General features: G+C 48.3%; 15 protein-coding genes and 1 pseudogene. 9 read left to right on the top strand and 7 right to left on the bottom strand.

The window, feature by feature from the left end; translation table 11 throughout:
- Positions 1-208: 208 nt before the first annotated feature.
- The gene (locus tag ACXAJH_RS09905) at positions 209-1,237 is read right to left on the bottom strand and encodes a zinc-binding alcohol dehydrogenase family protein (RefSeq protein ID WP_474969707.1); all 1,029 of its coding nucleotides are present in this window, start codon (positions 1,235-1,237) and stop codon (positions 209-211) included.
- A 234-nt stretch (positions 1,238-1,471) separates the two neighbouring features.
- Between ACXAJH_RS09905 and ACXAJH_RS09910 the strand changes: the two genes are divergently transcribed.
- The gene (locus ACXAJH_RS09910; RefSeq protein ID WP_474969705.1) at positions 1,472-1,870 is read left to right on the top strand and encodes a winged helix-turn-helix transcriptional regulator; all 399 of its coding nucleotides are present in this window, start codon (positions 1,472-1,474) and stop codon (positions 1,868-1,870) included.
- Positions 1,871-1,900: 30 nt separating this feature from the next.
- Here ACXAJH_RS09910 and ACXAJH_RS09915 read toward each other — a convergent pair.
- A pseudogene (locus ACXAJH_RS09915) lies at positions 1,901-3,156 on the bottom strand (glycerate kinase family protein).
- Here ACXAJH_RS09915 and ACXAJH_RS09920 point away from each other — a divergent pair.
- The 3 genes from ACXAJH_RS09920 to mngB all read left to right on the top strand — a co-directional run bounded on the left by ACXAJH_RS09920 (position 3,133) and on the right by mngB (position 8,607).
- A complete protein-coding gene (locus tag ACXAJH_RS09920; RefSeq protein WP_474993760.1) occupies positions 3,133-3,861 on the top strand; it encodes a MurR/RpiR family transcriptional regulator in 729 nt (242 codons plus the stop codon). The pseudogene ACXAJH_RS09915 and the gene ACXAJH_RS09920 sit on opposite strands and share 24 nt — an antisense overlap.
- A gap of 137 nt (positions 3,862-3,998) precedes the next feature.
- Positions 3,999-5,960: a PTS 2-O-a-mannosyl-D-glycerate transporter subunit IIABC gene (gene mngA / locus ACXAJH_RS09925; protein ID WP_474993761.1), complete on the top strand. Its 1,962-nt coding sequence runs from the start codon at positions 3,999-4,001 to the stop codon at positions 5,958-5,960.
- A 34-nt stretch (positions 5,961-5,994) separates the two neighbouring features.
- Positions 5,995-8,607 carry a mannosylglycerate hydrolase gene (gene mngB / locus ACXAJH_RS09930; protein WP_474990149.1) on the top strand — a complete coding sequence of 871 codons (2,613 nt, stop codon included), beginning with the start codon at positions 5,995-5,997 and terminating at the stop codon, positions 8,605-8,607.
- 49 nt (positions 8,608-8,656) lie between these two features.
- Here mngB and ACXAJH_RS09935 read toward each other — a convergent pair whose 3' ends face one another.
- Positions 8,657-9,592, bottom strand: a complete 936-nt coding sequence (locus ACXAJH_RS09935; protein ID WP_474969700.1) for an LCP family glycopolymer transferase — start codon at positions 9,590-9,592, stop codon at positions 8,657-8,659.
- Between the two features lie 199 nt (positions 9,593-9,791).
- Between ACXAJH_RS09935 and ACXAJH_RS09940 the strand changes: the two genes are divergently transcribed.
- The gene (locus tag ACXAJH_RS09940; protein ID WP_474990147.1) at positions 9,792-11,120 is read left to right on the top strand and encodes a short-chain fatty acid transporter; all 1,329 of its coding nucleotides are present in this window, start codon (positions 9,792-9,794) and stop codon (positions 11,118-11,120) included.
- A 437-nt stretch (positions 11,121-11,557) separates the two neighbouring features.
- Here ACXAJH_RS09940 and ACXAJH_RS09945 read toward each other — a convergent pair whose 3' ends face one another.
- Positions 11,558-12,685: a GGDEF domain-containing protein gene (locus tag ACXAJH_RS09945; protein WP_474993763.1), complete on the bottom strand. Its 1,128-nt coding sequence runs from the start codon at positions 12,683-12,685 to the stop codon at positions 11,558-11,560.
- Between the two features lie 213 nt (positions 12,686-12,898).
- On the opposite strand from ACXAJH_RS09945, the gene ACXAJH_RS09950 reads away from it, so the two are divergent.
- Both ACXAJH_RS09950 and ACXAJH_RS09955 read left to right on the top strand, forming a co-directional pair.
- On the top strand, positions 12,899-13,084 hold the full coding sequence (locus ACXAJH_RS09950) for a hypothetical protein (RefSeq protein WP_474970878.1): 186 nt from the start codon (positions 12,899-12,901) through the stop codon (positions 13,082-13,084).
- An 80-nt stretch (positions 13,085-13,164) separates the two neighbouring features.
- Positions 13,165-13,776, top strand: coding sequence for a TetR/AcrR family transcriptional regulator (locus tag ACXAJH_RS09955; protein WP_474993765.1), 612 nt, complete (start codon positions 13,165-13,167; stop codon positions 13,774-13,776).
- Positions 13,777-13,843: 67 nt separating this feature from the next.
- Here the strand turns inward: ACXAJH_RS09955 and ACXAJH_RS09960 are convergent, their stop codons facing one another.
- From ACXAJH_RS09960 to ACXAJH_RS09970, 3 genes are read right to left on the bottom strand one after another with little or no spacing between them, the layout of a single operon-like run.
- A complete protein-coding gene (locus tag ACXAJH_RS09960) occupies positions 13,844-15,211 on the bottom strand; it encodes a PTS ascorbate transporter subunit IIC (RefSeq protein ID WP_474969695.1) in 1,368 nt (455 codons plus the stop codon).
- A 35-nt stretch (positions 15,212-15,246) separates the two neighbouring features.
- Entirely contained in the window at positions 15,247-15,513 is a 267-nt protein-coding gene (locus ACXAJH_RS09965) for a PTS sugar transporter subunit IIB (RefSeq protein WP_474969694.1), read from the bottom strand.
- Positions 15,514-15,533: 20 nt separating this feature from the next.
- Entirely contained in the window at positions 15,534-17,630 is a 2,097-nt protein-coding gene (locus ACXAJH_RS09970) for a BglG family transcription antiterminator (protein WP_474970880.1), read from the bottom strand.
- A gap of 273 nt (positions 17,631-17,903) precedes the next feature.
- On the opposite strand from ACXAJH_RS09970, the gene ACXAJH_RS09975 reads away from it, so the two are divergent.
- Positions 17,904-18,272, top strand: a complete 369-nt coding sequence (locus ACXAJH_RS09975) for a hypothetical protein (protein ID WP_474990139.1) — start codon at positions 17,904-17,906, stop codon at positions 18,270-18,272.
- A 185-nt stretch (positions 18,273-18,457) separates the two neighbouring features.
- Positions 18,458-19,411 (top strand): aldose epimerase family protein, encoded by a 954-nt coding sequence (locus ACXAJH_RS09980; protein ID WP_474990137.1) that lies wholly within the window; start codon positions 18,458-18,460, stop codon positions 19,409-19,411.
- Positions 19,412-19,891: the final 480 nt, after the last annotated feature.

A 19,891-nucleotide genomic window follows, 5' to 3' on the forward strand; every position in this document is an offset into this window, starting at 1 on the left:
GCCAACCAATCGTCGTAAGTTGAACAATCACACCAATGACTGTGAATGCGAGGAGAGATTCAAAAGATTTTCAATGGATGTAAACATAATTAGGAAGGACCCGGAAGATTTCCCTCTCCGATATAAGCGGAAACGAGGTTTTCCAGAACGCCTGTTTCAGCCGGCGAAGGTATCCAGTAAAAAACCTCCGCCCCTATGGGCGGAGGTTTTAAGATTCAAAAGATTCCACAACAATTTTTCCGATGGCTTTCCCGGATTCAAGCTTCTCATGAGCTTTTTTCATGTTTGCGGCATGGATGGGAGAAAGGGTTTCATTCAACGTCGTCTGTATGTTCCCTTCATCAATAAGACCGGAAATCTCATTGAGGAGTTCATGCTGTTTGATCATATCATCGGTTTGATACATCGGACGTGTAAACATCAACTCCCACACAAATGTTGCACTTTTACTCTGCAGCATGGTTAAATCAACGGGTTCCGGCATCTCTACGATGGAACAGATTTTCCCTTGAGGAGCGATGGATTCTGCCATGTTACTCCAGTGCTGCTCTGTTGCATTCAGGCAGAAAATAAAGTCCACCGTTTCGATTTGGATTTCCTTCAGCTGAGAAGAAAAGTCGTGATAGTGATTGATTGTGAAATCAGCTCCCCGCTTCTTCGCCCATTCCTCTGTTTCCGGACGTGAGGCTGTGCCGACAACCGTAAGCCCGGCCCGCTTCGCCAGCTGGGTGGCAATGGATCCGACACCACCGGATGCACCGATAATCAGAATAGACTTCCCTTTATTATCTTCTGGATGATGACTGACTTTTAAACGATGAAACAGGGCTTCGTAGGCTGTAATCGTTGTTAATGGAAGAGCGGCGCTTTCTGCAAAGGATAAGGAAGCCGGTTTCTTTCCGACAATGCGTTCGTCTATGAGGTGGAATTCACTGTTCCCGCCTTGCCGGGTAATATCTCCGGCATAGTAGACGTGGTCGCCTTTTTTGAAGAGGCTGGTTTCAGCTCCGGTTTCCACGACAACGCCGGCAACGTCCCATCCGAGGACCTTGGCTTCTGTTTCCGTGTCACCATTCGCTCTTACTTTGTAGTCGACAGGGTTGACTCCGACGGCTTCCACGCGTACGAGTAAATCACGACCTTCGGCTTTCGGTTTGTCCAGTTCCAAGTCGATCAGGCTTTCCTCATGGTCGACAGGCAGATGTTTATATAATCCAACAGCTTTCATTTTACTCATCACTCCCACATCCTTTCTCAACATCCATAGCTTTCGGTGTTAGAGTTCCTGTTTTGATCGTAAAGGATTCTTTATATTTTTTGAAGTACGCACATTTTTGTGGGAAAGTATCAAAAAGGATACCTGCTGGGAAAGACTTCTGCTCCTCTTCACACATGAACTTATGGTATAGTGACAGTATATAAAAAGGGATTACAATTGAAATGTTTCCTATAGAACAGGGGAGGGGCCTCTATGAGTGCAGAAAAAAAAGATCAGACGGTTGGGAAACCTTTCTTGAACCAATATTCCTGTCCCGTAGAAGGAACGGTCCACGTCATCGGCGGGAAATGGAAAAGTGTCATCATTTTTCATCTGCTGGATGGAACGAAGCGGTTCAATGAGCTCAAAAGGCTGAACAGCGGCATTACCCAGCGGATGCTGACGCTGCAGTTGAGAGAGCTGGAGGCAGACGGGATTGTGCACAGAGAAGTGTATCCAGTTGTTCCTCCGAAAGTAGAATATTCCTTGACGGAGTTTGGTTTCTCCTTGAAGCCGATCGTCGTCATGATGCGGGAGTGGGGAACGGAGAACATGGAGAAGGTCCTTTCCCACAGGGAATCGTATCAGGAAATGGAAAAGAGGAATGGATGAAGATCCATTCCTCTTTTTCTATCCGTCCCCTCAAGTCCATACACCTGTTTTAACGGTCAGGAGCCGGCCGATCTGTTCAGCTGTCTCCGCCAGATTGTCCCGGGCTGTGTCCGGATTCAAAGCGTCCTGTAAGGAGGAAGGTCCTCTCATGATCGAAAAGCAGGCATCGATTCCTGCACCATGAAGTCCTTTTTCAACACCTGCAATGTCCCCGGCAAGAGCGATGACGGCTCTGCCCTGCTGTTTAGCACGTTCCGCTATGCCGGATGGAGCTTTTCCCATTGAACTCTGGGCATCAAGTTTTCCTTCTCCGGTAATGATGAGATCGGCTCCGGCTATGCGCTCATCCATCTTTATCTCATCGAGAATGAACTGGACACCAGACTGCAGGGAAGACTGGAGAAATCCTGAGAAGGCGGCTCCAAGTCCACCCGCCGCACCACTTCCTGCGGTGTCCTGAAGATCCAGCCCCAGCTGTTTTTGTACAATGTCAGCGAAATGCTTCAGCCCTTCATCAAGGAGAGAGACTTCCTCGGGGGATGCTCCTTTCTGCGGAGCAAAAATGTGAGCGGCCCCGTTCGGTCCATAAAGTGGATTGGAGACATCGCACATCGTGTGAATGACAACATCCTTCAGCCGGGGATGGACATGAGTCGTATCGATGTGAGCCAGTCGTGATAAATGACGGCCCCCATCACCGATACTCCGGCCATTCGCGTCCAGAAATTGAAAACCGAGGGCCCGGAGATCCCGGTGCCTCCGTCTGTCACTGCGCTTCCTCCAAGCCCGACGATCATTTCCCGGCAGCCCTTTTCAAGAGCTTCGACCATGAGCTCTCCGACGCCGTAGGAGGTAGCGGATAAGGCATTTCTTTCTTCTTCGTTGACAAGCGGAAGTCCGCACGCTTCCGCTACCTCAATGACAGCGGTGGTGTCCTGGTGGATGATTCCATAGGCTGCTTTGACCGGACGTCTGAGAGGACCGCAGACGTTTTTATAAACGACTTTTCCTCCTAGAGCAGATACAAGTGCATCCATAGTGCCTTCACCTCCATCTGCTACAGCGATGGTATCAACGCTGAATGAATCGGATGCGTTGATCAGTCCTTTCTGGACCGCTGCATTCGCTTCCCTTGAGGATAAGCTACCTTTAAAAGAATCCAAGGCTACTAAAATATTCATGGGGGATCCCTCCGATAGAATGATTAAAAAAACACGGTTTATGTCTGCTATAATAGATGCAACAAAATGAGGTGAACTGACATGAGATTTGAAGAACGTGTTCATAAATATGAATATAAGCTGAATGATACCGATGACCAGATCATTGACTACATCCTTCAATATAAAGAAGATGTGACCGGCGGATCCATCCAACTGCTTGCTTCACAGGCCTATACTGTCCCCAATACCATTACAAGGCTTTCGAAAAAACTCGGCTACGACGGATTCTCTCATATGAAGAACAGTCTGAAAGTAGAACTCGAAGAACCGTATGAAGTCCCGGATGACGATTCCTATTCCTTAATCCAGAAAACCTTTGAAATCCTTGATCAGGACCGGATGATGGAAGCGGCTCGTCAGCTTGCAGAGTCCAAACAGGTGCTTCTTTTCGGGCTTGGAGATTCTTCGGACCTCTGCGAAATGATGGCCAGAAACCTCCGGGTGGTCGGCAAGCCGACGAGCCATCACATTCACCGGCACGAAATCCTCCACAGTCTGGACCAGGCCAATCAGCAGAGCGTCCTTTTCTTAATCAGCCTTTCCGGAGAAACGCCGCTTGTCCTGGAGGCGGCCGAAAAAGCCTTAGAGAAAAAGATTCCTATTATATCCTTGACTCATTTTACGAAGAACCCGCTGCAGGCGATGGCGGCCATCAATCTCTATTGTTATGCACCGAAAAAAACGAAAAACGGCTACAACATAACGGGACGGACGCCGGTCATGGTTGTTTTAGAAACATTATCCCAGTATTTTTGGAAATCTTACTGAAGTTGTTTCCGCATACACAAGAAAACGCTTTAATAAGAAAAAGATGTGTAAAAATAAGAAGAATCCATCTTCTTATTTTTTTTTTGCTAAGATAAAGCCAAGTGATGAAAACACTTACAAAGCGGAGGTGGAACAGAATGGAATTAAGAAAATTGACCTCACCCCATTTGATAAGTACGAAAATACATCTTGCTTCGAAGCAGGAAGCCATTGAGTATTTAGTCAAACAGCTGGATGAGGAGGGAAAGCTTCATTCCAAGGACGAATTTTTGAAAGCGGTTCAAGACAGAGAAGAGCTGTCCCCGACTGGATTTGAAGGAGGCCTCGCAATCCCGCACGGGAAATCGACGGCCGTGAAGGAAGCGGCTTTCGCTGTAGCGACGGTTGAAAAACCACTGACGGACTGGGAGAGCATCGACCCTTCCAATCAGGTCGAACTCATTATCTTGTTAGCGATCCCGGATCAGGAAGCAGGATCCACGCACTTATCTTTATTATCTGAATTTGTCACCCGTTTATCAGACGACGCGTATAAACAAGGGCTTCTGAACGCTTCTTCAAGCGAAGAGCTATTTGAACGGCTTGATGCGGTAGGAGAGGAAGCAGAGGAAGCAGAGGAATCAGAGGAATCAGAGGAGAACGCAGAACAATCAGCGGAAAGCCGTCTCATTCTAGCCGTCACCGCCTGTCCAGCCGGAATTGCCCATACGTATATGGCCGCGGAAGCGTTGACGAAGGCAGGAAAAGAGATGGGTTATAGAGTTCTCGTAGAAAAACAGGGAGCCAACGGTATTGAAGACCGTCACACGAAACAGAACTTAAGAAAAGCGGATGCGGTCATTTTTGCTAATGACGTTGCTGTCAAAGATGAAGAGCGCTTTGCTCACCTGCCGAAAGTGAAAACGTCGGTAGCAGCGCCACTCCGGGATGCCCGCGGAATATTGGAAAAGGCGGAAGCAAAAGCAGCCGGTTATGTGAAGGATGAACAGGTTTCCGAAGCGGCTGCGGCTGATGATACGGAAGAGGAACAGGATGGAAAAGGGTTTAAAGCAGAAATCAAGGATTCCATCCTTACCGGGATTTCCTACATCATTCCGATCATCGTTGCCGGTGGGATGACGCTCGCTGCGGCTGTGTTAATCTCGCAGGCTTTCGATCTGCAAACGCTCTATGATACGGAAGGTTCATGGCTCTGGATGCTCCGTCAGCTCGGCGGTGGCCTTCTCGGTCAGCTGATGGTGCCGATTCTGGCCGCCTATATGGCCTACTCGATTGCAGATAAACCGGCGCTTGGACCTGGTTTTGCTGCTGGTGTAGCTGCCAACTTGATCGGCTCCGGGTTTCTCGGCGGGATGCTCGGTGGTTTCCTAGCCGGATTCTTCCTGAAATTCTTGAAAAACAAAATCAAGCCCAAAGGTACATTTGCCGGGTTCATCAGCTTCTGGGTCTATCCCGTCCTTGGTACGCTTGTGGTTGGATCGATTATGCTGTTCGTCATCGGAGAACCACTGGCCTGGATCAATAACGGTCTGATCAACTGGCTTGGAAGCTTATCGGGAGCCAACGCCCTGATTCTTGGAGCGATCCTTGGCGCTATGGTTTCCTTCGATCTGGGAGGACCTGTCAACAAAGCCGCCTATACGTTCTGTATCGGAGCGATGGCGAGCGGTAACTTTATTCCTTATGCAGCCTTTGCTTCGGTTAAAATGGTGTCCGCTTTTGCTGTCACTGGAGCTACGATTCTCGGGAAGAAATATTTCTCCCTTCAGGAACAGGAAATTGGAAAACAGACGTGGCTGCTCGGCCTTGCCGGCATTACGGAGGGAGCGATTCCATTTATGATCAATGATCCGCTTCGTGTCATTCCTTCCCTGGTAGCCGGTTCTGCGGTGACGGGAGCCATTGTCGCCTACTTTGACCTTGGATTGAATGTACCGGGCGCCGGCATCTTCTCCCTCGCTCTCCTTCAGGGACAGCCGATTCTGCTCGCTGCAAGTCTCTGGTTTGGCGCGGCTCTGCTCGGCGCATTGATTTCTATGGTTCTATTGATCGCAACAAGAAAAAGGAAAATAACGAAAGAAGCGGCTGCTGCCGCCTGATAGAGAAGTACGAATGAATAAGGAGGATATCGAAATGAAGCAGGCCCACATTGTACCGCATATGCACTGGGACAGAGAATGGTATTTTACAACAGAGGAGTCCCGTATCCTCTTGGTGAACAACATGGAAGAAATTATGGATAAGCTTGAGAACGATCCTGACTATCCCTATTATGTGCTCGATGGACAGACATCCATTTTGGAAGATTACTTTGCTGTAAAGCCGGAAAATAAAGAGCGGGTCCGAAAGCTCGTCCAGGAAGGGAAGCTGATCATCGGACCGTGGTATACGCAGACCGATGAAATGGTGGTCGGAGCTGAATCCATCGTCCGCAACCTGTTGTATGGCCATAAGGATTCAGAAGCCTTCGGGGCGCCGATGAAAATCGGCTACCTGCCGGATTCGTTCGGTCAGTCGGCTCAGATGCCTCAGATTTTCAACGGCTTTGACATCCAATATTCAATTTTCTGGCGCGGTACATCGGAGCGTCACGGCACGGATAAAACAGAATTCCACTGGGAAAGTGAGGACGGATCCAGCGTCCTCGTCCAGCTCTTCCCACTCGGCTATGCCATCGGGAAGTACCTGCCGGAGGATGAAGAAGCGCTCCAGAAGCGGATGGATAAGTATTTCCGTGTACTCGACCGCGGGGCTACGACCGATCACATCATCCTTCCCAATGGACATGACCAGATGCCGATTCAGGAAAACATTCACACGATCATTGAAAAGCTGCAGCGGCTTTACCCTGACCGGGAATTTTTCTTAAGCCGCTATGAAAATGTATTTGAGGAACTGGAGAAGAACGACGACCTGCCGTTGTTATCCGGAGAGTTTCTTGATGGAAAATATATGCGTGTACACCGCAGCATCTACTCCACAAGAAATGATATCAAAGCAGCGAATACACGCGTGGAAAATAAGCTGACCAACGTGTTGGAGCCGCTGGCGTCCATGGCCTATTCGCTCGGCTTCGAATACCATCACGGACTGATTGAATTGATCTGGAAGGAAATGATGAAAAACCATGCCCATGACAGTATCGGATGCTGCTGCTCTGATAAGGTGCACAGGGAAATCCTCAACCGCCTGTTTCTGGCTGAGGAAAAAACGGATCAGCTGATCGAATTTTATAAGCGTAAAATTACGGATGCGGTCCAAGCGGAGCATGATGTCGTTTCCGCCTTCAACTTCCTCCCTTATGAGCGCGGGGAAGTCATTACAGATAAAGTCGTGACGAAGCTGGAATCCTTCGTCATGGAGGGTCATGACGGCCGGGAAGTTCCTTTCGAAGTCCTGGAGAAAAACATTCTTGATCCAGGTCTCATTGACCGTCAGATTGTCCACTATGGCAACTATGATCCGTTTTATGAATATACCATTCAATGGAAGGACACCCTCCCTTCCATGGGGTACAAGACGTATGAAATCAAACCGGAAGAAGGAGCGCTTGCTGCTGCCGGCCCGCATCAATCAGATAAACGGGAAATCGAGACCGATCACTACCGGATTCAAGTGAACAGCAACGGTACACTCACCATTTACGACAAAAGGAACAACGTCGAAATCCAGGATGTTCTGCTTCTGGAAAACGGCGGTGATGATGGGGATGAATATGACTATTCCCCGCTTGAGAATGAGACGTTGATCTATAGTCGTTCGATGGAAGCAGACGTTCAAGTGTATGAAAATGATTACAGTGCCAGGCTGGATATCGCGTTGCAATTACCTGTACCCGCCAACTTGGAAAGCCGGAAAGCTGGGAAAATCGACAGCTTCGTATCTGTTCAATGGCACTTACACATTGCGAAGCATAAGCCGGTCATTGAGGTGAAAGCAGACATTAACAACCAGGCCGGGGATCACCGTCTGCGCGCCCTCATTCCAACACAGATTGCCTCCGCTTTCTCATGGTCGGATAATCAATTCGGCATGATCAAACGCGATGTCGTCGACAGCGCGATGGATTATTGGGAAGAGGAAGACTGGGATGAACGCCCGGATTCCATTTATCCGATGCTGTCCTATGTCGGTTTATCAGACGACAAACGCGGGGTCACGCTGCTTACGAACAGCGTTCGTGAATATGAAATCATCGGAGATTCCTTTGATACGATCGCAGTCACGCTGTTCAGGAGTGTCGGCGTATTAGGAAAAGAAGAGCTGGTGAGGCGTCCGGGACGTCCATCAGGAATAAAACTTCCGACACCGGACTCCCAGATGATCGGCCGTCTGGAACTTGACTTTGCACTGGTGCTTCATGAAGGATCACTCTCAGATGCCGGGGCAGGGAGAATCGCGAAAGAGTATACAACCCCTGTGGAGATTTATAATAGAATTCCTTACAATGCAATGAAACTGAATGAATCCGGCCTCGTGACCCCGGGATCGTATTCACTGCTGAAGGAAGGAAATGAAGGAGCCGTTCTAAGTACGCTCAAAAAAGCAGAAGATGAGGAACGTCTGCTGCTGCGCTTTTTCAATCCGAAAGAAGAGGAGCAGGAAGCAGAATTTCACCTTTCCTCCCATTCGGAGAACATCCAGGAGGCGAAATTGAACGAGGTGCCTCAGGAAACGTTGCTGCACCAACAAGGAAGAGTCTCTCTATCCTTGAAGCCGAATCAGGTGACATCCATCTTGTTTTAACATAAAGAAAGCCCCGTCTTCGTAAAGACGGGGCTTTCTTTATGGTTGATCAGGAACCGAAGTTCACAATCATATCATGGGTTTTCTGAATTTCAGCATCAGACATGAAAATCAGGTACATGCCGTTCACCATCTGTCCATCTCCGGACATTTGGTAGGTGGACGTGTTTTTACGGGCGCTGCTGTAGTTCGTCGCCAGACGCCTCATATCAGAGAACTGCATGTTCGTACTCACATTATCTCCAAGCACATCCATCACATTTCCCACCTTATTCACCGCATCAAGGCTTGCTCCTTTATCAATAATACCAGTGATAACCTCGCGCTGCCGCTCGTTACGGCCGAGGTCTCCATTTGGATCGTCTTTCCGCATCCGGACATAGGACAGAGCTTCCTGTCCATCAAGCTCAAGCTCGCCTTCTTCAAAGGTGTAATTGCCGGACGTAAAGGTCATATCGTTCTGAACCGTTACACCGTTGACAGCATCCACAACCTGGGACAGGCCTTCCATGTTCACACGAATATAATAGTCCAGGTCGATATCAAGGAAATTTTCCACCGTATTGACCGCCATGTCACTTCCGCCATAGGCGTAGGCATGGTTGATTCTCGTCACGCGGCCGTCATTGGCGATTTCCGCCCGTGTATCACGGGGAATGCTGACCATCTGCATCTGGTCATTGTTCGGATCAAGCGTCATCACAATCATCGTATCGGAACGACCGACGTCATTTTCGCGTTCGTCGACGCCCAGCAGAAGGATATTGATCGGGTCTTTATTGTCTACTTTCGCTTTCGTTTCGTCATTATCAATGGAAGCCACACTTTCGTGTAAATCTTCATTCACTGTTGTGCGGACATCCTGCAGGATCATATATGCATAAACTCCTCCTGCGACAAGGATCAGTGCCAGTGCAGCCAGGAGGATTCTCCAGCGTTTTTTCTTTCTGCGCTTTTTCTTCTTGGAACGTCTGCGCTCTTCCATACCCCCACCTCTTTCATTCAAACTACTTCTATTATACGATTTTTGTAGAACCTTGTAAAAATAATCCTGCATTTTGTCTTGGGAGAAAAGTCATTCTGATCATTCGTGGAAATGGGAAATTCATTTGTAGAGAAGGAAAATGGTGTCGCATAACGAAATGGTACCGTGGGTCTTTATCTACCAACCAAAGGAGGATTTGATGTTAAAACGAGCCATTCATGTATCCAACACACTCATGCAGCGTTACCTGCCCGATCCCTTTCTTTTCGTCATTCTATTAACGATGGTGGTCTTCGGGTTAGGGTTGATTTTTACACCAAGCACGCCTGTCCAGATGGTGCAGTACTGGGGGGAAGGGTTTTGGAACCTTTTATCGTTCTCCATGCAGATGGTGCTCGTACTTGTCACCGGCTTTGTTCTGGCGAGCAGCCCGGTGTTTAAAAGGGCGCTCGGACGACTGGCATCTACAGCCCGCACGCCGGGCCAGGCTGTTGTCATTGTGACGGTTGTTTCCCTGGCAGCCAGCTGGATCAACTGGGGGTTCGGACTTGTCATCGGAGCCTTATTCGCAAGAGAGCTTGCCAAAAGAGTGGAGCGGGTGGATTACCGGCTTTTAATTGCAAGCGCTTACTCAGGGTTCCTTGTCTGGCATGGGGGACTGGCCGGGTCTATACCACTGACGATCGCCACACCTGATCATTTCACAGCAGATTCCATCGGGATCATCCCCGCTTCAGAGACGATATTTGCCGGATTCAACCTTGCGATAACAGCGGCGTTATTCATCGCTGTACCACTTTTGAACAGGAGGATGTCACCAGCAGAGGAAGAAAGGTTTGTCATCGACCGGTCCCTGCTTGAGCAGCCTCGTCATCAGGAGGCAGCCGGGCTGGAGGCGGACGCCCTGACACCGGCCGTCCGCATGGAAAACAGCCGGATTCTTTCCATGATCATCGGAGGACTTGGCGTTGGATTTCTCGTGTACTATTTTGTTACGACCGGTTTTCAATTGAATCTGAACATCGTCAACTTTGCTTTCTTATTTATGGGGATCCTTTTCCACGGCACGCCCAGGCATTTTTTGGACGCTGTGAGCGATGCGGTGAAAGGGGCGGGAGGCATTATCATCCAATTTCCGTTTTATGCAGGAATTATGGGGATGATGGTCGCATCCGGATTGGCAGCGCTTATGTCAGAAGCGTTTGTGTCCATCTCCACCCCCTTTACGTTTCCCTTCTTTGCCTTTTTAAGTGCAGGGATCGTGAACTTTTTCGTTCCGTCCGGTGGAGGACAGTGGGCAGTGCAGGCACCCATTATGCTGGATGCCGCCCAGCACCTCGGAGTATCGATACCAAAAACAGCCATGGCAGTCGCCTGGGGAGACGCATGGACCAATATGATTCAACCCTTCTGGGCCCTGCCGGCACTTGCGATTGCAGGCTTGAAGGCGAAGGATATTATGGGCTTCTGTCTCATCGTCCTTTTTGTAAGCGGTATCATAATTTCACTCGGGTTACTGTTCTTATAAATAAAAAAGCTCTGCCGAAAAGGCAGAGCTTTTTTATGGTGCCTCCAGGAGAATAGCCCCTTTTCTTTGGGTGGACGAACCTCCGAGTGTCCACGGGTAAACTACCTTGTGGGGCCTGGACCATCTGCTTTCCGCAGGTGTGGAACGATCTGAGCTCCTTTCAAGAGAAGGTTAATGCCATAGTCAGTACCTGCATACGAATGGTACTGAATTCTCTTATAAGATATAAAGCTTGTTGTTCTAGATATATGAGCTTTAAGAAAACGCCTATTTTTTAGATCATCATTCGGTGAAGTCACGAGGAGCGTTCGGTGGTGACGCCTGCGGCAAGCATCCACCGATAAGCGGAACGTGACCACTCACACAACATACAGATAACTCTAATGGAACGTTTTTTACAGCCTGGCAGGGTGTGAAAGACAAAGCATTTTGTGAATTTACATCAAGTAAGTCCGGTGATCAGCCTGAACGAATCCACCGGCGGTGAAAGAGACAACACGATTCCGCCCCAGCTGTTTCGCCTGATATAACGACTGATCGGTCAAATCAATGATCTCCTGCCTGTCTTCCGTTGTAGATGGATACGTGCTCGCCCCGATGGAAACCGTTATCGGAATATGCGATGTGGCATTGATCCAGAAGGTATGGGCCATCACTTCGCTCCGGATCCGTTCGGCAATGGCACAGGCACAGGAATTGGAGCAGTCCGGAAGAATGACAGAAAACTCTTCCCCACCGTTCCTGGAAACGATATCTGAGTTTCTTGTATGTTCCTGAAGAAGACGTCCGAGCTGCTTGAGTACCTGATCTCCAGCCGGATGACCATACGTATCATTCACATCCTTGAAGTGGTCCACATCAATGATAAGAAGGGACAACTCCTTCTTTTTCTTTTCGCTCTCCTCAAGCTGCTGGTTCCAGTGGAAATCGAACTGCCTCACATTGTTCAATCCTGTCAGATGGTCGATGGAAGCTTTTTGCTCATAGCTCTTAAAAAGAGAGTGGGACCGGTCGAGGTATTGAATGAGATAAATGATCCCCACACCGCCAAGACAGCTGATCACCCAGTATACAGGGAGCAGAGTTTCAAGAAGATTCCAATCCCTTACGACCACAGAAAGCACAATGGAAAAGACGAGGTTGGAATAAAAAATCATGTAAAAGCCTGAAATATAGCGGGGCTGATGACTTTTTCTCATTCGATCAATCACGATGATGCCGGCAAGGGTCACGATCATGAAAATAATGGCCGCCAACGATGAAAGGTTGAAGCCATGAAGGAAACGTCCGGCAATAATGAGGATAGTGCCGATAACGGCCGGCCGGACACCGCTGATTAACAGAATCATAAGGACGGGAACATGCCGCAGGTCCACAATCGTCAAATCAGTCACCTGAATGGAATAATACATCATCAAGTTTCCCATTATACCGGCCGCGACTCCATCAATCAGGCAGATCACCTTTAGTGGCAGATGTTTTTCAAGGGTGTGCCATCTTAATTGAAGATAGGAGAAAAACAAAGCGGTCAGGATGCAGATATTGACAAAAAAATCGGATACCATGGAACATCAACTCCCCATTGTACAAAAAAATGTGAACGTTCGTTTAGTCGCATTGCGTCGAATAAAATACAGTAATCTTCCCTCTCATATTACCATGATATTCCTTTGCGAAGAGCGTCCGATGCGCTAAATAGGTCTTTACACCTATATAAAATCTATGTAGAATTATGGTAAATAATATAAAAGGGATCATTCGATGGAGGAGGCAGACAGATGAGAGAGAACTTAGATCACAAATGGCTGGATCTTGTTGAGAAAGCAATGGATGGACCGTGTTCCAAAGAGGAATTCCGCCGTTACCTGAACGAACAGAAAATCCTGAAGGCCGGACGTGAATATGGAGAAAAGAATGCCAGAGAGAGAAATGGGCATTTGACTTTAGTTACGCGCGGACAGTAGTTACCGAACGTTTAGTTACCTTCCTTTATTTTCTAAATACATGTGGATGACAACCGCTCATCCTCTGAAAGGGAAACAAAATGAATACGAAACAAACCATTCTTGAAAATGCCCTGCAATACTTTGCTTCCTATGGATATGACGGGGCTTCGATGTCATTGATTGCCCGCGAGACACAGATTACAAAAGCGGGGATTTATAGTTATTTCAAAAACAAGGAAGATCTGTACATAGCTGTACTCGACCATTTAGTAGTGTTTCACAAAGAATACTGGATGCAGAAAAAACAGCGGATGAAATCGGCGTCCAGCGAAAAAAAGTTGAGGGACAGCTTTATTATGTCGATCCAGACAGCCGTCAAAGAACCCGCATTGATTGCGTTCTGGCAGATGGCTCAGATTTCTCCGCCAAGGTCACTGGAACAGGTGGTAAGCGAAAAGATATCAGCATCCAGAAACTTTCTACTCGCCTATTTCGAAGAGATGTTCGAGGCTGGAAAAGCTGCCGGGGAAATTGAGACGCACCATTCGTCCCTGACCCTGGCTCATTCGTTCTACTGTCTGATGGAAGGGGCTTCCTTAAAGCATGTGAATGCAAATTTCCCTGATTACGAAGCAACGCTTCTTGCGATATTTGAATTGTTCTGGGACGGGTTGGAAGCTCGGGAAGCCGACGAATGGAAGATTGTTTGAACCGAAAACGAAATTCAGTTTAAAAAAAGTGCCCAAACCTCCGGAATGGAAGGTTTGGGCACTTCGTTTATGCGGCGCTTGTATCTTTCTGTTTTTCACTGCCGCGTTTTTTTGCGGCCAGTGCAAACGGTAGAGCCAGCAGCGCCAGGATGATGCCGACAACAACCACATTGGATTCTACAAGGTTGATCAAGTTGCCGAGGACGATCCCGACAACTCCGAAGTCCCCGTCACCAAATGTTGTTCCCTGGAAGCCTAAGGTTCCGAGAACAGGGAGAAGCAGCGCAGGAAGGAAGCTGATCATGACACCGTTGGCCATCGAACCGAAGATCGCACCTTTGCGTCCACCGGTCGCATTCCCGAACACGCCGGCGGCTGCTCCTGTAAAGAAGTGGGGGACGAGACCGGGAACGATGACTTTCAACCCGAGAAGGGGAAGGAACAGCATACTGATCAACCCGGCGGCAAAGCTGAAGAGAAATCCGATGATGACCGCATTTCCTGCAAACGGGAAAATAGCAGGACAGTCGAGCGCCGGTTTGGCGTTTGGTACGATCTTATCCGCAATCCCTTTGAACGCCGGCACAATTTCTCCAAGCAGCATACGCACACCAGCAAGAATGATGTAGACACCGGCAGCAAAAGTCAGTCCCTGCATGAAGGAAAACACCAGGAAGTTCTGACCTCCGCTTAACTCAGATTCTACAAAGCCGGGCCCCGCGGCTCCAGCGACGACGAAAAAGAGAATAACCATCGTCAGTGAGACAGACACAGAAGTATCTCTTAGGAAACTGAGGGATTTGGGGACTTTGATTTCTTCGGTGGACCTGGAGTCTTTGCCAACCACTTTTCCGATTGAAGCGGCAACAAGGTAGCCGACGGAACCGAAGTGTCCGACAGCAAAATCATCAGACCCCGTGACTTTTCTCGTATAGGGCTGAAGCATGGCTGGGAATAACACCATGATAGCTCCAAGGATGATGGAACCGAGAAGGATCATGCCTGCACCGGAAAAGCCCCCGGTCGTCAGAATGACAGAGATGAGACAGGCCATGAACATGGTGTGGTGCCCGGTTAAGAAGATATATTTAAAAGGGCTGATGCGGGCCAGGATAATGTTGACGACCATCCCGAACAGCATAATCATAGCCGTTTCTGTACCGAAGCTTTCCTGCGCCAGTGCAACGATCGCTTCGTTGTTGGGGATGACCCCTTCGACAGCAAAGGCTTCATCAAACATGCTGCTGAAGTTCCCGAGAGACTGGACGAGCACATTCGCCCCGGCTCCCAGGATGACAAATCCCATCACGGTCTTCAGCGTACCGGAGACGACATCTCCGGAATTTTTCTTTTGTACAAGGAGCCCGATGAGAGCGAATAATCCAACGAGGATGGCAGGGGTTCCCAAAATATCTTTCATGATCAAATCAACCATATAAGTCGCTCCTTTGTTTGATGGAATGGGTTAGGTTACAGGTTTTGTTCCAACGCGCTTCTCAACTCGTTCTTGTCCATCAGGTTCTGCAGTTTTACGACGTTCTTCTGCCCATCTTCCAGACTTTCTACAATATCCTCAGATCCGAGGAAGAGGTCGGCCTGCTCGGTTTTGGCCGTCGTCAAATCGGTGTGGGAGACTTCTGCTTCCTTCCCCATGTCCTGAAGGGCTGATTTCACATTCATTTCAACAATCATACTGCTTCCAAGTCCATTTCCACATACAACTAATACTTTTTTCATTTGAATACCTCCTCGTAATTTTACACTTCTATCGTTTGGTTGATCAGGTGAAGAATTTCGTCATGAGATGACGCTTCAATCATTCGATCGACGGCCTCTTCGTCAGAAAGCAGTTCCGTCAGCTGGGCAAGCGCTTTTAAATGGGTTTGATTATCAATGGCTGCCAGAATAATGATCAATTGCGCTCGATGCTTTTCCTTTTCAGAAAAAGCGACCGGTTCATTCAGTTTTAGGAGACTCATCCCGAGCTGCTCCACGCCACTTTCCGGACGGGCGTGAGGGATGGCGATCCTTGGGGCGATCACGATGTAAGGTCCCAGCTCTTTGACATTTGTAATCATAGCTTCAACGTATTCAGGGTGGATGGAAGATTTGTCGATTAACGGCTGGGCAGCCGTGCGGATCGCTTCTTCCCAATCCGGAGCCTGTTCTTGAAGCTGAATCGTATCCTTCGTCAATAACTCGTTAAGCATTGGCTTTCTCAGCTCCTTTCTATCGGTATGAAGGCGGTCCAACATCATAGTCATCTCTTTTTGAAGCCGTTCCTGCTGGTGGACGGTCGCATACTTTTGAATTGTTTCCATCAATGCGGCCGGCAGGCTTCTGTCTGCGGGTTCTGTTTCCAATTGTTGATTCATGATTTGGATGACCCGTTCTTTTTCAAAATTGTTCAAGATGGCCGGCACGTGGATCACCGGTACCTCGTCCGACTTCACATAATTGGTGGAGAATACGACGTCGGTGTCATGCTTGTTTTTCTGATACTCCCGTTTGGAAAGAATGGCAGTGATCCGAAGTCCGGCAATCAACTCTTCCAGCTGGGAACGAAGCATGTTGGATGTACCGATGCCGTTTTCACAGACGATGATGCCTCTGTACTTCGTTTCGACGGCTTTTTTTTCTTTGTTCAACCATCCCCCGAAATGAAGGGTGATATAAGCCGTTTCCTCCTCAGGCACCGGCCTGCCGATGAACAGCTCCAGGTGCTTCATGACGCGTTGGGTCAGATGATAAAGGTCGGCATAGGTTTCCTGAATGTTTTGAGACAGCTCGTTGGTGACTTTGACTCCATATTTAATCCGGTAATAGGCGGGTTTGATATGGGACAGCAGGTTCTCTTCCAGCCCTTTTCTGTCATCGAAGACGACAAATGAATAAATCTGAAAATCTTCGATCATCTGGTGGATCACCCGTCGCAGTCCTTCACTTTCCCTTTCTGAATACCGGCTGATGTCGTCGTGCTGCACTTTGGAACTAAGCAGGTTCATCGTCATAAAGCAGATTTCATCTTCCGGAAAAACCAGAGGCCATACGTTTTCCAGTTCCTTTGTAAGAACGGAAGCGGAACGATAGGCGTCGGTCTGTTTCAAAACTTCCTTTTCTTCCGGCTGTACGTGGACGAATTGGTTCATGTCGATCCGTTTGACCATCATCAGCATCTGAAGGGCCAGCAGATCGGCCATTTCGTCGGTAAATGTGGCCCCGAGCTGTTCCTCAACATCAAACAGGAGCCGTTTGATGATCCGGCTGCTTTCTCCGGACGGAAGGAAAGAGGGCAGGGCCATGTGTTGGATGTTGTTTTGAACCGTCACCCACTCAGGATGGGAATAGGCATCAACGACCAGGTTCAAGAGCATCAGCCTCTGGACACCCTCCGGTCCCTCCACCTGGTAGCCTGCTCCTTTTTGGTAATGGAGTCTCAACCCCGTCTGGTCAAATTCCTGTTTGAGTGATGCAATTGCTTTGGCGACCGTTCCTCTGCTCATATGGGTGAGATCCATAAAGGTATTCATCGATGCATGGGGCTGTAAAAGAATGTTTGCTTTAATCAACAGGGTGCGTTCTTTTATTGAAAGCTGGTAATGCCAGCCGTCAAAATGAAGGGAAGCCCCTTCCAGGTGATGTCTGGATGATTCAGGCAAGCAGAGTCCCTCTCCGTGTCTGGTCTCGAGCCGTTCCAGCTGCTGGCCGGCCAGCCAGTCGTTGATCTGTTCGACATCATAGTACACGGTGCGTGGAGAGACATTCATTTGGAAAGCGAGCTCTTGAACAGGGACAGGAGTTGTCGACTGATTCAAAATAGATATCAGGTGTGCACGCCTTTTATCTAAAACCATGGAGGGGCCCTCCTTTGTTTTTCTAGGAAATTCATGCAAGATTGTACGTTGTGATTGGGATGATCATCTTATGTTATGAGTATAGCCGTTTAATGACGGATATGTAAGGGGTTTCAATGTTCATAGTTTTTCATATGTAAATTTGCAAAATTATACGCATGGAAGGCTGATGAAGGGTTTCTGTGAAAATTTGAATGTCGGCCGTAGAAACGGGGGATATTTTCTATGGTCCTGCATATAGTGGTATAAGCTTTATAATGGAGGAATGGAAACGTGAGAAAGTGGCTGGGAACCTTCTTTGTTTTCCTAATCGTAGCCGGCTGCGGCGCAGGATCTTCGCAGCGGGCCATTCAGGAACTGACATCCACGATGGAACATGAACTTCATATCGTTTACTTTTATGAACAGGAACGTCCTACAGAAAAGCTGGAGGCTCAGCTGACGGGGATGAAAGTGTTTCTGGCGAGAAAAAATATACCAGCTTCCATCAGTTACAGGAAGATCAAGGACGATAAGGATTATGAAGAACTACTGGGAGTCAAAGACGGGCAGATCATTGTATTCGATTATAAAGGCATCCGCTTTAACGCCCGTAATATACACGTGCTGGAAGGCATGATCTTACAGCTTTCCAACCCATAAGCAGACAGAGACTTAGAAAAGTCTCTTTTATTTTTCTGTTTTTTCCAAATTTAGAAAAACCTCTTCCACGATATCCATGGATATGCTACCTTATACATAATAGATAATTGGAAGCGTTACCATTGAAGGTGGACCAGAAATGAACGCTTGGAAAACCAGGAGACAGTGATGGAGGAGGATGAATCATGATCGATGTATCGACCTGTCAAAAGACGACATTTAAAGGACTGAAAGCGGTTGTACTGGAGAATGAGTATGTACGCTCTGTCATCCTTCCTGACTACGGAGGAAAGATGGTCAGTTTTTATGACAAGACCATTCAATATGAGTGGCTGTATCAGGCACGGGAAGAGTCCCTCCGGATACCGCCGTACGGGGCGGATTTTTCGGCGTATGATTCCAGTGGGTTTGATGAAATGTTCCCCGGTATCGATCAGGGCCCTCATCCTGTAACGATGGACGAAATTCCCGATCACGGGGAAGTATGGGCCATGCCTTGGACATGGAAGGCCACCTGCGATGGAATGGAATTGACGGTGGAGAGTGATCGGTTTCCGTATCGGTTGATGAAACGGGTCAAGCTCGGGAAGAACGATGTGGAAATCACCTACAAGGCAGTCAATAAGGGATCGGTTCCATTTCCTTTTATATGGACACCACATGCGCTGCTCAATTATAACGACCAGACGGAAATCCAAGTACCAGAAGCGATGAAGGAAGTGATGAGTGTAGAAGCTTCCTCCACCCACTTAGGTGGTTGGGGCACAACGCACACCTATCCGGAAACCTCATCCGTTTCTACGGGGGAGCGGCTCGACCTGGCTAAGCTCGAGCCGTTGGAGGACGGCACGGCTGAAAAGTTTTATTTCACAAAGCCTCTCAGTGAAGGCTGGTGCGCCCTTGTACAACCGGACCTTGGAAGGAAATTGACTTACCATTTCCCTGAAGAAAAAGTTCCATACCTTGGCGTATGGAAAACCCGCGGGGGCTATAGAGGCGAGCATAACATCGCCCTTGAACCGTGTACTGGTGTCTATGATGATGTGTATGTAGCGGACAAAATCGGCCGGGCATCCTACATTCCCGCAAACGGCTCCTACACATGGAAGTTTAAGATGGAAACAGGCAGCAGTTTTTAAAAAAGATGAGAAGCCTGCGAATCATTACAATCCTGGAATGTCAGGAAAGAATGGGAGCTAGCATGTGGTCTCTGGTCACGTTCCGCATATCGGTGGATGCTTGCCGAGGGCACGGCCTCAGCTAACTTGGGCAGGAAAACCACCTGTCCAAGTGGATCTTCGGCTCGTGCTGTTCCCGCAGGTGTCACCACCGAACGCTCCTCGTGACCTTCCCTGATGATGCTCTATAAAAGGAAGATTTTCTGTTTAACAGAAGATCTTCCTTTTTTATGTCCAAATCATAGAAAAAAGCATGTGCCTTCTCTTTATCAATCTGTATGACGAAACCAAAAGACGTACAACTCATAATCGGTTGTCTGCTCGGGTGCTGTCCATGTCCTGAATCCTTCTCCCCTTATCCAACAGATAAAAGAATGGTCGGAACTTCTGGAGGGGGCTGGAAAGCAGAAGGTTTTATAATTTGTTGAGACTCCGACCATT

This window comes from Halobacillus sp. ABD4_316 (assembly GCF_056161385.1).